General features: G+C 67.3%; 12 protein-coding genes, 1 pseudogene and 1 riboswitch. Of the genes and pseudogenes, 9 read left to right on the top strand and 4 right to left on the bottom strand.

Features of this window, described 5'->3' with window-relative positions; translation table 11 throughout:
* Both WI26_RS05680 and WI26_RS05675 read left to right on the top strand, forming a co-directional pair.
* Positions 1-825: a phosphodiesterase gene (locus WI26_RS05680; RefSeq protein WP_059465546.1), complete on the top strand. Its 825-nt coding sequence runs from the start codon at positions 1-3 to the stop codon at positions 823-825.
* A 222-nt stretch (positions 826-1047) separates the two neighbouring features.
* Entirely contained in the window at positions 1048-2247 is a 1200-nt protein-coding gene (locus tag WI26_RS05675; protein ID WP_069225413.1) for an MFS transporter, read from the top strand.
* A 21-nt stretch (positions 2248-2268) separates the two neighbouring features.
* On the opposite strand, the gene WI26_RS05670 is transcribed toward WI26_RS05675, so the two are convergent.
* Complete coding sequence (locus tag WI26_RS05670; RefSeq protein WP_069225412.1) at positions 2269-3450, bottom strand: EamA family transporter; 1182 nt, start codon at positions 3448-3450, stop codon at positions 2269-2271.
* A 495-nt stretch (positions 3451-3945) separates the two neighbouring features.
* Here WI26_RS05670 and WI26_RS05665 point away from each other — a divergent pair.
* Both WI26_RS05665 and WI26_RS05660 read left to right on the top strand, forming a co-directional pair.
* A pseudogene (locus tag WI26_RS05665) lies at positions 3946-4298 on the top strand (type II toxin-antitoxin system RelE/ParE family toxin).
* Entirely contained in the window at positions 4295-4576 is a 282-nt protein-coding gene (locus WI26_RS05660) for a helix-turn-helix domain-containing protein (protein ID WP_059508721.1), read from the top strand. The pseudogene WI26_RS05665 and the gene WI26_RS05660 overlap by 4 nt, the downstream one beginning before the upstream one ends.
* A gap of 41 nt (positions 4577-4617) precedes the next feature.
* On the opposite strand, the gene WI26_RS05655 is transcribed toward WI26_RS05660, so the two are convergent.
* The 3 genes from WI26_RS05655 to WI26_RS05645 form a co-directional block, all read right to left on the bottom strand.
* Positions 4618-5406 carry a molybdopterin-dependent oxidoreductase gene (locus tag WI26_RS05655; protein WP_059523572.1) on the bottom strand — a complete coding sequence of 263 codons (789 nt, stop codon included), beginning with the start codon at positions 5404-5406 and terminating at the stop codon, positions 4618-4620.
* 29 nt (positions 5407-5435) lie between these two features.
* Positions 5436-6068 (bottom strand): cytochrome b/b6 domain-containing protein, encoded by a 633-nt coding sequence (locus WI26_RS05650; protein ID WP_069225411.1) that lies wholly within the window; start codon positions 6066-6068, stop codon positions 5436-5438.
* An 87-nt stretch (positions 6069-6155) separates the two neighbouring features.
* Positions 6156-6407 (bottom strand): pentapeptide MXKDX repeat protein, encoded by a 252-nt coding sequence (locus WI26_RS05645; protein ID WP_069225410.1) that lies wholly within the window; start codon positions 6405-6407, stop codon positions 6156-6158.
* A gap of 268 nt (positions 6408-6675) precedes the next feature.
* Positions 6676-6792, top strand: a riboswitch (TPP riboswitch).
* 124 nt (positions 6793-6916) lie between these two features.
* Here WI26_RS05645 and thiC point away from each other — a divergent pair.
* The 5 genes from thiC to WI26_RS05620 all read left to right on the top strand — a co-directional run bounded on the left by thiC (position 6917) and on the right by WI26_RS05620 (position 12619).
* Entirely contained in the window at positions 6917-8848 is a 1932-nt protein-coding gene (gene thiC / locus WI26_RS05640; RefSeq protein WP_059465538.1) for a phosphomethylpyrimidine synthase ThiC, read from the top strand.
* Between the two features lie 254 nt (positions 8849-9102).
* Complete coding sequence (locus tag WI26_RS05635; RefSeq protein ID WP_059465537.1) at positions 9103-9318, top strand: glycine zipper 2TM domain-containing protein; 216 nt, start codon at positions 9103-9105, stop codon at positions 9316-9318.
* 209 nt (positions 9319-9527) lie between these two features.
* A complete protein-coding gene (locus WI26_RS05630) occupies positions 9528-9776 on the top strand; it encodes a hypothetical protein (RefSeq protein ID WP_059465536.1) in 249 nt (82 codons plus the stop codon).
* Positions 9777-9963: 187 nt separating this feature from the next.
* Positions 9964-10890, top strand: coding sequence for a DMT family transporter (locus WI26_RS05625; protein ID WP_069225409.1), 927 nt, complete (start codon positions 9964-9966; stop codon positions 10888-10890).
* 448 nt (positions 10891-11338) lie between these two features.
* Positions 11339-12619, top strand: a complete 1281-nt coding sequence (locus WI26_RS05620; protein ID WP_069225408.1) for an EAL domain-containing protein — start codon at positions 11339-11341, stop codon at positions 12617-12619.
* Positions 12620-12633: the final 14 nt, after the last annotated feature.

The raw sequence follows: 12633 nt of genomic DNA, 5'->3' as shown, positions 1-12633 counted from the left end.
ATGCTGCTTGCTCAAATCAGCGATCTCCACATCAAGCGTCCGGGCCAGCTCGCGTACCGGCGCGTCGACACCGCGGCCGCGCTCGCGCGCTGCATTGCGAAACTGAACGCGCTGGCGCCGCGTCCTGACGCGGTGCTGGTCACGGGCGACCTGACCGACTTCGGTCACGACGACGAATACCGTCATTTGCGCGACCTCCTCGCATCGCTCGAGATTCCGTATTACCTGATGGTCGGCAATCACGACGATCGTGCGGGGCTGCGCCGCGCGTTCGCCGATCGCCCCGAATTGCAGGACGGCGAATTCGTGCAGTACGCGCTCGACGTCGGCGCCGTGCGGGTGCTCGCGCTCGATTCGCAGGTGCCCGGCGCGAGCCGCGGCGACCTGTGCGACGCGCGGCTCGCGTGGCTCGCCGCGCAGCTCGACGCCGCACGCGACCGGCCGGTGATCGTCGCGCTGCACCATCCGCCGTTCGCATCCGGGATCGGGCACATGGACGCGCTGCGCCTCGCGCCCGCCGCCGCCGCGAAACTCGATGCGCTGCTGCGCGGCTATCCAAATGTCGAACGCGTGCTGTGCGGCCACGTGCACCGGACGATGTTCACGCGCTTCGGCGGCACGCTTGCATCGGCCGTGCCGGCGCCCGCGCACCAGGTCGCATTCGACTTGCGCGCGGACGCGCCGTCCGCGTTCCGGCTCGAGCCGCCCGCATTCGCAGTGCACGTCCATACGCCAGAAGCGGGAGTGGTGTCCCATCACGTGTATGTGGACGAAGGCGACGGGCCTTATCCGTTCTATGAACCGAGCGGCGAACTGGTCGACTGAAGGCACGCGTCGCGCGCGACGGCAGCCGGCTGCGGGCGGTTGCCGCCAGTAGCGACCGATCGGCGGCCCGTCACGCCTGGCCGTGCCGCCCGTCGTGTGGCGGCCCGGCCGGCAGGATTCATCGCGCTCCGGTATGATCGGCACCCTCGATCGGGGCCCGGCGCGCCTGCGCAGCCGATGCCGGGCCCCGCCCACGCCGCCCAACTCCGTTCCGTTGCCGACATGTCCGCCGCCTCCACCGACCGTCCGACCGACGCCGCCTCGCCCCACTACTCACGCAGCTTGCTGTTGCTGCTTGCGACGATCGCGGGCGTGTCGGTCGCGAACATCTATTACAACCAGCCGCTGCTCGACAGCTTCCGCTCCGCCTTTCCCGACGGCGCGTCATGGATCGGCGCGGTGCCGACCGCAACGCAGCTCGGCTATGCGGCCGGCATGTTCCTCCTCGCGCCGCTCGGCGACCGTTTCGATCGCCGCGGGCTGATCCTGATGCAGATCGCGGGCCTGTCGATCGCGCTGATCGTGGCCGCGACCGCGCCGTCGCTGGCGGTGCTCGCCGGCGCGAGCCTCGCGATCGGCGTGCTCGCGACGATCGCGCAGCAGGCCGTGCCGTTCGCGGCCGAAATCGCGCCGCCGGCCGAGCGCGGGCATGCGGTCGGCACCGTGATGAGCGGCCTGCTGCTCGGCATCCTGCTGGCGCGCACGGCGGCCGGCTTCGTCGCCGAATATTTCGGCTGGCGGGCAGTGTTCGGTGCATCGGTCGCGGCGCTCGTCGCGCTGGCCGCGGTGATCGTGCTGCGCCTGCCGCGCAGCTCGCCGACGTCGACCCTGTCATACGGCAAGCTGCTCGGCTCGATGTGGCACCTCGCGGTGGAACTGCGCGGGCTGCGCGAGGCATCGCTGACGGGCGCCGCGCTCTTCGCAGCGTTCAGCGCGTTCTGGCCGGTGCTTACGCTGCTGCTCGCCGGCGCGCCGTTCCACCTCGGCCCGCAGGCCGCCGGACTCTTCGGGATTGTCGGCGCGGCGGGCGCGCTGGCCGCGCCATACGCGGGCCGTTTCGCGGACAAGCGCGGCCCGCGCGCGATCATCTCGCTCGCGATCGCACTGCTCGCGGCGTCGTTCGTGATTTTCGCGCTGTCGGGGACGAGCCTCGCCGGGCTCGTGATCGGCGTGATCGTGCTCGATGTCGGCGTGCAGGCCGCGCAGATCTCGAACCAGTCGCGTATCTACGCGTTGAAGCCCGAGGCGCGCAGCCGCGTGAACACTGTCTACATGGTGTGCTACTTCATCGGCGGCGCGCTCGGCTCGTCGGCCGGCGTCGCCGCGTGGCGCGCGTTCGGCTGGACCGGCATGTGCGCGACCGGCCTGCTGTTTTCCGCGCTCGCTGGCTGGTTCCACCACCGCGGCGCACGGCACCGCTGAACGTCGCGTCTCGCGCCGGCGTCACACGTCGGCGCGAGACGCGGCCGGTTCGTCGGCCGGCGCAAGCGTGAATGCCGGCGCGGGATCCATGACCGCGGCCGGGTCCACGATGGCGGCCGGTGCCGGCACCGCAAGCGGTACCGCGGAAGGCGTGAGGATCGGCGCCGCCTCCGGCATCGCGGCCGCATCCGGTGCTACCGTCGTACCCGCTGACGATTCGACGGCCACGGCTGCCGCGGCCGATGACGCGTCGGCGGCCGCGCGCGCCGCGGGCCGGCGGGCCGGATCGAACAAGAACGACAGGCCGACACTACCGAGAATCGCGACCGTCGCGATCACGGTCGCCATCGTCACGGGCTCGCCGAGCATCAGCGCGCCGAGCGCGACTGCGACGATCGGGTTCACGTACATGCAGCTGCTCGCGATGATCGGGCTCGTATGGCGAATCAGATAGCCGTAAGCGACGTACGCGGCCATCGTGCAGAACACCATCAGGTACAAGAACGCGAACACCGGACCGACCGCGACCTGCTCGATGCGCTCGCCCATCAACCACGCGGCGATCGTGGACATCAACCCGCCCAGGCCGATCTGCAGCGACGTCGACAGGAACAGGTCCGACGGCAGCTTGAGCCGCGTCGCGAGATGCGCGCCGCCTGCCCAGAACAGCGCGCCGGCGAGCACGCAGATCGTGCCGAGCGCCGAGTTCGCGGCGGCCGCGCCGCCCGAATTCAGCACGACGATACCGACCATCCCGAGCGCGACGGCCGCCCACTCGCCCTTCGTCACGGGACGCCCCGCCACCGCCGCGATCACGGTCGCGAACAGTGGCACCGTCGCGACCATCACCGCGGCCGAGCCGCTGCTGACCGTGCGCATCCCGAGCGCGATCGTGCCGGACGACAGCGCGACCAGCATCGTGCCGACGATCGCCGAGTTGCGAATTTCCAGCAGCGTCGGCCATTCGGGTTTGCGACGCAGCGCGAAGATTAACAGGCCGATCCCGCCGAGCAGGTTGCGCAGCCCCGACAGCAGCAGCGGCGGGAACGACTGCAGCGCGAAATGCAGGCCGCTGTAGGTCGAACCCCAGACGAAATAGATGAATACCAGGGCCAGTGCGACACGGCCGCCGCGGCTTTGCGGCAGGCGGATGCGGATCGGCAGACGGGCGAGGAAATCGAGAAGGCGGTCGAGCGGTGTCATCGTTCAGCCCGCCCGCACGACGTGTCGCGTGCTCCGCTGAAAGACGCCGGCGATGCCGGCAAACGCCCCTGACGGGACCAGGAAGGCGGAGACGAACGTGCGGAACGACATGGCAGTGCGAACGGCGACGAATGAGAACCGGCAAGCGGCGGCAGAGGGTACAAAAAACGTACGCAGACGGCTTTGGCAGCGCACGCTCGGCATTATGGCATCAAGGATTCGAAAGCATCGTCAGACCTGTCTGAAAGGATATCGACTGACGTTTCGGCGCGACATTTTTCGGGATCCGGACCAACGGGATCCGGGGCCGGATACACGTCGCCCGGGCATCGCGGACATCGCCCGCCGCCCTTCTCCGCCCATCGCGATCGATCCATCGGCCTGACGGCCAGTCATGCGCCACGGGCGTTGCCTCGCGCTTATGGTGACGGTCGGCCTGCCCGTCCGGTCGCCGACATTCCACTCGTTCAACCCGCACACCGACCATACAAAATTTTGTATAATCCCACCATCCTTCCGCCGAAGCCGGTTGTCTTCGTCGGCAGCGCGCTGAACGCGCTGCGCGGCTTTCCGCTGCCCGCGCGCCGCGAGGCCGGTCACCAGATCGACCAGGTGCAGCGCGGCCTGGCGCCCGACGACTGGAAGCCGATGCGCACCATCGGTGCGGTGTGCGGGAAATTCGCCTGCGCGATGCGAGCGGCGCATTCCGGATCATCTACGTCGCGACCTTCGCCGACGCGATCTACGTGCTGCACTGCTTCCGCAAGCAATCGGCGCGCACCTGCAAGACCGATATCGAACTGGCCACCCGGCGCTATCGCGCGCTGACGATCGAGAGGAAACGATGAGCAACGAACGCTATACGAATGTCTGGGACGCCATCGAGGGCCAGCCGGCCGAAGCCGAGAACATGAAGCTGCGCTCGGCGCTGATGATCGCGCTCAAGCAGCGCATCGCGCAGCTCGAACTCAGCCAGGCCCAGGCCGCGAAACAGCTGGGCGTCACGCAGCCGCGCGTGTCCGATCTGCTGCGCGGCAAGATCAACCTGTTCGGGCTCGACGCGCTCGTGAACATGGCGGCGGCGGTCGGCCTGCGCGTCGATCTGCAGGTAAGCGAATCCGCGTGACGCCCACGTGAAGCACGGCGGGCGCAGCCGCGCCCCGCCGCTCACGATCCGCCGAACCAGTTGTACCCCTGATCGACCCAGTAGCCGCCCGGGTAAGTATCGGTCACGAAGATTTCCATGATGTGCTTCGGATTCTTGTAGCCGAGCTTGGTCGGCATCCGCAGCTTCATCGGAAAGCCGAATTCGGGCGGCAGGCGCCGGCCGTCGTAGTCGAATGCGAGCAGCGTCTGCGGATGCAGCGCGGTCGGCATGTCGATGCTTTCGTAGTAATCGTCCGCGCATTTGAAGCCGACGTATTTCGCATGCGTATCGGCGCCGACGCGTGCCAGAAACGCGCCGAACGGTGTGCCGCCCCAGCGGCCGATCGCGCTCCACCCCTCCACGCAGATGTGGCGCGTGATCTGCTCCGCATGCGGCAGCGCATACAGCTCGTCGAGCGTCCACACGCGCTTGCCCGTCACCCGGCCCGACAGCACGAGCCGGTACGTCGATGCGTCGACGTGCGGCACGTCGTCGATGCCGTAATACGCGTTGAACGGGAACGGCCGCGTGATGTCGGCCTCGGTATAGGTCGGCGCGAGCCGCTCGCCGCTGAACAGCCACGCCTGAACGCGATCGTTCATGCGCGACACCTTCTCGAGGAACGCGTTGACCGACGCGTCGTCCTGCAGCGTGCAGCCGGTCAGCATCGTCAGGCCGCCGAGCGTCAGCACGCGCCGGTTGAACAGGCGCCGCGACGGCATCTCGAGTTCGCGGCGCACGTCGAGCTCGAGCGACTTGCGGTCGAGCGTCCAGCTCGGCCGACCACGGTTGTTTCCGGATTCCGACATGATGAGTTCCTTCGCCCGCGGCGTGCGGGTCAGCGGCCGCGCAGCATCGCGAGCAGCGAGCGCGGCACCAGCAGCGCCATCGCGACGTGTACGACGAAAAACGCGACGAGCAACGACATCGCCCAGAAGTGCACGACACGCGCGTTGTCGTAACCGCCGAACAGCTCGCGCAGCAACGGAAACTGCACCGACTTCCAGATCGTGAGCCCCGACAGCACCAGCACGATCAGATCGACGATCGCGGTCAGATACGCGGCGCGCTGCACCGCGTTGTAGACGCTCAGGTCGTCGTGCGACAACCGACCGCCCAGTGCGGCGCGCACGTCGCGCCATATCGACGCCGGCGTGACCGGCAGCATCTTGCGTACGAGGCGGCCCGTCGCGATCGACATCGCGAGGTAGAACAGCCCGTTGCCGACCAGCAGCCACATCGCCGCGAAATGCCATTGGAGCGCGCCGCCCAGCCAGCCGCCGAGCGTGATGCCGTGCGCGAACGTAAACGGTGGATAAATCGGCGACGCATCGTAGATGCGCCAGCCGGACAGTGCCATCAGGATCGCCGCGAGCGCGTTGAGCCAATGGCTCACGCGCACCCACAGCGGATGGATCTTGCGCGCGGGCGGCGTGGCGGTCGCGCGCCCGGCAGCGGGAATGGTTTGCATGATGAAGACTCCCGGAACGTAGCGGCGGTGCGCGACGCGCGAGCGGCTTCGTGTACCGCATGCGCCGGCCGCGCCCCGCCCCGTCGGTCAGTTCGACGGCGCCATCTTGTCGCCCGACGTCGACTTGCCCATCGCGTCATGCGACATCGCGTCCTTCTTCATCGCATGCTTCTTCATGGCGTCCTTCTTCATCGCGCCGTCCTTCGCCATCGCGTCGTGGCCCATTGCGTCCTTCGACATCGACGAACCGTCCTTCGACATCGCATCGTTCTGCGCATACGCGCCCGTTGCGACCATGGCGAAACCGGCGACACAGGCTGCGATCAGTACTTTTTTCATGACATCTCTCCGAAACATGGGTTTGAGGAGCCGAATAGACGGAGGACGTCGCGGGATATGACAGTCGTTTCGAGAATTTTTTCTGGGACTGCCGAAACCGCTGCATTGCTGCACCGCGCCGTCATTGTCAGCCGGGCTGCAGGGCCGTGCGGCGGTGTCATGCATCGCGGGTTGCGGGGCGGGCGGGCGCTCCGCGTTGCTGCAACCGCACTTCGGTTGCCGGCCTGCCACCGGTTGAAACCGCCGCGAAGCCAGTGTATCGTGTGCGCTGCTAACGCGGGGGTCCTGCAATGCGTTCGGTCAAACAACCGGCATTGCGGGTGAGAAATACCCTTTGAACCTGATCTGGATAATGCCAGCGCAGGGAAGCGTACGGATTTCACCGCCATCCTTCTGACGAAATCCGCCGCCTCACCAAGCCTCGTCTCCTGCTTAGCTCGAGCCCCACATTCGTCAAGGGCTCCGGGCAAGCGCCGTGGCGCCTGTCCGGCGCTCACACAGGAGATTGCATGAACGCCAATCCGAAGTTTCTGTCCGCGGACGCCCACGTCGACGCCGCTGCCGTCGCCCCGCTGCCCAATTCGCGAAAGGTTTATGTAACCGGCTCGCAGCCCGACATTCGCGTGCCGATGCGTGAAATCACGCAGTCCGACACCCCGACCGGCTTCGGCGGCGAAAAGAACCCGCCGATCTACGTGTACGACACGTCGGGCCCGTACACCGATCCGGACGCGAAGATCGACATCCGCGCGGGCCTGCCGGCACTGCGCCAGCGCTGGATCGAAGCGCGCGGCGACACCGAAGTGCTCGACGGCCTGTCGAGCCAGTACGGCCTCGAGCGCGCGGCCGACCCGGCCACCGCCGACCTGCGTTTCCCGGGCCTGCACCGCAACCCGCGCCGCGCGCAGGCCGGCAAGAACGTCACGCAGATGCACTACGCGCGCCAGGGCATCATCACGCCGGAAATGGAATACATCGCGATCCGCGAGAACCAGCGCCGCGCCGAGTACATCGAGAGCCTGAAGTCGAGCGGCCCGAACGGCGCGAAGCTCGCCGCGATGATGGGCCGCCAGCACCCGGGCCAGGCGTTCGGCGCCGCGGCCTTCGGCGCGAACGCGCTCGCCGAGATCACCCCCGAGTTCGTGCGCGACGAAGTCGCGCGCGGCCGCGCGATCATCCCCGCGAACATCAACCACCCGGAATCCGAGCCGATGATCATCGGCCGCAACTTCCTCGTGAAGATCAACGCGAACATCGGCAACTCGGCCGTCACGTCGTCGATCGGCGAGGAAGTCGACAAGATGACGTGGGCGATCCGCTGGGGCGGCGACACGGTGATGGACCTGTCGACCGGCAAGCACATCCATGAAACGCGCGAGTGGATCATCCGCAACAGCCCGGTGCCGATCGGCACGGTGCCGATCTACCAGGCGCTCGAAAAGGTCAACGGCAAGGCCGAGGACCTGACCTGGGAAATCTTCCGCGACACGCTGATCGAGCAGGCCGAGCAAGGCGTCGACTACTTCACGATCCACGCGGGCGTGCGGCTGCAGTACGTGCCGCTCACCGCGAACCGGATGACGGGCATCGTGTCGCGCGGCGGCTCGATCATGGCGAAGTGGTGCCTCGCGCATCACAAGGAAAGCTTCCTGTACGAACACTTCGAAGAAATCTGCGAGATCATGAAGGCGTACGACGTGAGCTTCTCGCTCGGCGACGGCCTGCGTCCCGGCTCGATCTACGATGCGAACGACGAAGCGCAGCTCGGCGAACTGAAGACGCTCGGCGAGCTCACGCAGATCGCGTGGAAGCATGACGTGCAGGTGATGATCGAAGGCCCCGGCCACGTGCCGATGCAGCTGATCAAGGAGAACATGGATCTCCAGCTCGACTGGTGCAAGGAAGCGCCGTTCTACACGCTCGGGCCGCTGACCACCGACATCGCGCCGGGCTACGACCACATCACGTCCGGCATCGGCGCCGCGATGATCGGCTGGTTCGGCACTGCGATGCTGTGCTACGTGACGCCGAAGGAGCACCTCGGGCTGCCGAACAAGGACGACGTGAAGGAAGGGATCATCACGTACAAGCTCGCCGCGCATGCGGCCGACCTGGCCAAGGGTCACCCCGGCGCGCAAGTGCGCGACAACGCGCTGTCGAAGGCGCGTTTCGAGTTCCGCTGGGAAGACCAGTTCAACATCGGCCTCGACCCCGACAAGGCACGCGAATTCCACGACGAGACGCTGCCGAAGGATTCGGCGAAGGTCGCGCACTTCTGCTCGATGTGCGGCCCGCACTTCTGCTCGATGAAAATCACGCAGGACGTGCGCGAGTTCGCGGCACAGCAGGGCGTGTCGGAAACCGAGGCGCTGAAGAAGGGGATGGAAGTCAAGGCGGTCGAGTTCGTGAAGACCGGTGCCGAGATCTATCACCGTCAGTAAGTCGGCAAGCGAACGCGGCGGTCCGCACGGACCGCTTCGTTTCGTGAAGCACCGCAGAAGCCCGCTTTCGAGCGGGCTTTTTTGCGCGTACGCATCCCGTGTACCCGCCGGCGCAGGGGAAACAATTGATTACGAAACCGCTCGAGCCTTAACAAGTCCTTACAACAGCCTCGCGGGACGACGCGTAGATTGAATTCATGCGCGGCCGTCAGGCGGACGCGCGACCTCCGTTCACTACCACAAGGACAACGATCATGAACTATTCGATTCGGCGTTTTGGGGTATGCGCGCTGCTCGTCGCGACGGTGGCCAGCCTCTCGGCCTGCGATTCGATGACACGGCGCCAGCGCGATACCGCGATTGGTGCGGGTGTCGGCGGCGTGGCCGGCGCGGCGATCGGCGGCAACGCGCTGTCGACGCTGGGCGGCGCGGCAGCAGGCGGCATCATCGGCAACCAGGTCGGCAAATAAGCCGGCCGGCTTACCCGGCTGCCGCGCGACGCGCGGCAATAGCCGGCCTGACGGCGTTTCCGCACGGCGGAAGCGCCGTTTTTCGCATGCGGCGCCGCAACACGCCGCAGCGGCCCGGAAATGATCCGTTACCGTTTAGCGCATCTTGTCATCGCCGCGCGGCCTAAGCTTAAGCATCTGCCGATTGCCGGCTCCGCCGGAGAGACATCATGAACAGGACCCTCGTCGTCGCGGCGCTCGCGTGCACGACGCTCGCCGGCTGTTACTACCCTTACGGCTACTATCCGTCCGGCTATTACGCAGCGGCGCCGGTGCAGCCCGCGCCCGTCTATGTCGATCCGGGCCCCGCGTACTACTACCCGGCCCCCGCCTATGCCCCGGCCTGGGGTGGCTATTGGGGCCCTGCGGTATCGCTCAATTTCGGCTTCGGCGGACGCGGCGGCTGGCACCATCATTGAACGGCCGCGCCGGCCGTCCGGCCGGTTCGCATCGGGAGGCAAGCGGATTTCCCGGTTCTTGCCATTTCATCCGATATCGGGAGGCAAGCGGATTTCCCGGTTCTTGCCATTTCATCCGATCGTGAAACGACGGCACGGGAACGCGGTGTAAGATTCCTCGCATCCCGTCCCCTCGCCGCCACGCTCGATGTCACCCAAGAACGCCTTTCTGCTGACCGTCCTCGCTGCCCTGTGGGGTGCGTCGTTCCTGTTCATCCGGATCGGCGTCGCCGATTTCGGTGTCGCGCCGTTGATGGCGCTGCGCGTGAGCATCGGCGCGCTGTTTCTCGCAGGCTTCGCGCTGACGCGCTTCAGGCCCGCCGAGCTCGGCGCGCAGCTGCGCCGTCGCGCGTGGCCGTTGTTCGTCGTTGGCGCGCTGAACTCGGGCATCCCGTTCTGCCTGTTCGCATTCGCCGAATTGACGCTGTCTGCCGGCGTGACGTCGGTGATCAACGCGACGACGCCGCTGTGGGGAGCGCTCGTCGCCTATCTGTGGCTGAAGGACAAGCTGTCGCTGCCGCGCGCGCTCGGCCTCGTGATCGGCTTCGCTGGCGTGCTCACGCTCGTATGGGATCAGATTGCGAACGCGCGCGGCAGCACCGGCGCCAACGCGACCGCGCTCGCCGCCGTCGCCGCGCTCGGCGCGACGCTGCTGTACGGTATCGCGGCCAACTACACGAAGCGCACGCTTAGCGGCGTCGATCCGCTCGTCAACGCGACGGGTAGCATGATCGGCTCGAGCGTGCTGCTGCTGCCGTTCGCGATCGCGACCTGGCCTGCGGCATCCGTCAGCACGCAGGCGTGGGGAGCCGTGCTCGCGCTCGGCATCGCCTGCACGGGCATTGCATATTTCATCTTCTTCCATCTGATCGCGCATGTGGGCCCGGCCCGCGCAATTACCGTGACGTTCGTGATCCCGGTGTTCGGCCTGTTGTGGGGCGCGCTGTTCCTCGGCGAACACGTATCGCTCGTGATGATCGAAGGTTGCGCGATCGTGCTCGTCGGCACCGCGCTTGCGACGGGCGTGATCAAGCGGATTCCCGGGCTCCGCCCGCGCGGCGGCGAAGCGGCCTGAGCGGCGCGCGGGGCCGGCACCCCGCCGGTGCGGGTTTCCCGCGACACTCCAGCCGCCGATCCTCGAGCGCCGCACGTCGCTCGGTGCGCGACAGCGCATGGCGGGTTTCGCCTGATGCCGATGCAGCCGCGTGGCATCCCGGCATCCCGGCTTCCCGGCTTTCCTTGCATGCAATGCACGCGGTACACGCGGCGCTGTCGCCGCATACGCGACCGGCGACCCATGCGTGTCGTGCTCCCGGTCGGACAGCCCCGCCCAGTCGTCGGTGTAGCGTTTGCGTCTGGAGTTACCCTGATACGCGGGTGGCACCATTCCCGTTACACTCAGAACATCCATCCGCAGAAGGCGGTTACGATGCACCACGATCTTTCGCGTCCACCTGCGCGTGCGACGGCTTCTGCGTGGCGCGTACGATACCGCCCCCCGATCGCCCCAGGGCACCGTTGACATGAAGCCCTCCCGCGACCTCTCGCTCGACTCCCTGCTCGAACGCCTCACGCCGACGCCCAGCGGCTGGACCGCCATGTATCGCGAGACGACGCTGCGCAGCGTGTTTCAACCCGTGCTGTCGATCACGCACAAGCGCGTGGTCGGCTATGAAGCGCTGCTGCGCGTCGTGGACGAGAACGGCACACTGGTTTCGCCGGTCGCGCTGTTCGACAGGACCCGTGCCGCTGCCGAAGCATTGCTGCTCGACCGGCTTGCCCGCTGCCTGCATACGGCCAACTTCGTCGCGCAAGGCATCGGCGACGGCTGGCTGTTCCTGAACGTGACGCCGCGCGTGCTCGATTCCGGTCTCGTGCAGCGCGAATTCGTCGAGGCGCTGTGCCGCCATTTCGCGCTGCCGCCGAACCGCATCGTGCTGGAAGTCGTCGAGCAGCCGGCGCGCGACGAAGCGGCGCTCGCTCGCACGATCGACATGATCCAGCACCGGGACTTCCTGATCGCGATCGACGATTTCGGCACCGGGTTCTCGAATTTCGACCGCGTGTGGCGCGCACGGCCCGATATCGTCAAGCTGGATCGATCGCTCGTCGAACGCGCGAACGCGTCGGCCGACGATCGCCGCATCATGCATCACCTGGTATCGATGCTCCACCAGGCCGGCGCGATGGTGCTAGCCGAAGGCGTCGAAAGCGACGACGCGCTGCAGACGCTGATGGAGGCCGATATCGATTTCGTCCAAGGCTTCCAGTTCGGCCAGCCCGATGCATCGATCGCGCACGCGAGTGCCGCGGCGCCCGCGATGCTCGACGCCGCGTGGCAACGCTTCATCGCTCGCCGGCACACGCCGGCGAGCGCCGAGCAGCCGGGCTTCGATGCGATCGAGCGGCTCGTGCTCGCCGGCGCGGCCGCATTTTCCGCGAGCGGCAACCTGCAGGACGCCGCGCAGCGCGTATTCGCGGTGCCGGCCGCGCGCCGGGTGTTCGTCACGGACGAGATCGGCGAACAGTTCCTGCCGTCGATCGGCGCGCGTCCCGAGGACGGCCAGACGACCGGCACGCGGCTCTCGCCGCTGTTCCCCGAGACGCACAGCAACTGGTCGCGACGCCCGTACTTCCAGCGCGCGATCGCGGCGCCTGGTCGCGTCGCACTAATGGGCCCGCACTTCTCGCTGACCGAAGGCCGCGATTGCTATACGGCGGCCGTCGCGATTCGCGCGCAAAGCCGCCTCGTCGTGTTCTGCGTCGACTTCGTGCTCGACAGTGCGGGCACCGTGATGCGGTAGCGCATACGGCGGCA

The sequence above is a fragment of the Burkholderia diffusa genome (genome assembly GCF_001718315.1).
Lineage (GTDB): Bacteria > Pseudomonadota > Gammaproteobacteria > Burkholderiales > Burkholderiaceae > Burkholderia > Burkholderia diffusa_B.
This window is presented reverse-complemented; position numbering and strand designations above follow the sequence as displayed.

Bases quoted from the DNA above. Each gene is read 5' to 3' on its own strand.
- WI26_RS05660 (WP_059508721.1), top strand. From the start codon at position 4,295: ATGAGCAACGAACGCTATACGAATGTCTGGGACGCCATCGAGGGCCAG.
- WI26_RS05635 (WP_059465537.1), top strand. From the start codon at position 9,103: ATGAACTATTCGATTCGGCGTTTTGGGGTATGCGCGCTGCTCGTCGCG.
- WI26_RS05625 (WP_069225409.1), top strand. From the start codon at position 9,964: ATGTCACCCAAGAACGCCTTTCTGCTGACCGTCCTCGCTGCCCTGTGG.
- WI26_RS05645 (WP_069225410.1), bottom strand. From the start codon at position 6,407: ATGAAAAAAGTACTGATCGCAGCCTGTGTCGCCGGTTTCGCCATGGTC.
- WI26_RS05650 (WP_069225411.1), bottom strand. From the start codon at position 6,068: ATGCAAACCATTCCCGCTGCCGGGCGCGCGACCGCCACGCCGCCCGCG.
- WI26_RS05655 (WP_059523572.1), bottom strand. From the start codon at position 5,406: ATGTCGGAATCCGGAAACAACCGTGGTCGGCCGAGCTGGACGCTCGAC.
- WI26_RS05630 (WP_059465536.1), top strand. From the start codon at position 9,528: ATGAACAGGACCCTCGTCGTCGCGGCGCTCGCGTGCACGACGCTCGCC.
- WI26_RS05620 (WP_069225408.1), top strand. From the start codon at position 11,339: ATGAAGCCCTCCCGCGACCTCTCGCTCGACTCCCTGCTCGAACGCCTC.
- WI26_RS05670 (WP_069225412.1), bottom strand. From the start codon at position 3,450: ATGACACCGCTCGACCGCCTTCTCGATTTCCTCGCCCGTCTGCCGATC.
- thiC (WP_059465538.1), top strand. From the start codon at position 6,917: ATGAACGCCAATCCGAAGTTTCTGTCCGCGGACGCCCACGTCGACGCC.
- WI26_RS05675 (WP_069225413.1), top strand. From the start codon at position 1,048: ATGTCCGCCGCCTCCACCGACCGTCCGACCGACGCCGCCTCGCCCCAC.
- WI26_RS05680 (WP_059465546.1), top strand. From the start codon at position 1: ATGCTGCTTGCTCAAATCAGCGATCTCCACATCAAGCGTCCGGGCCAG.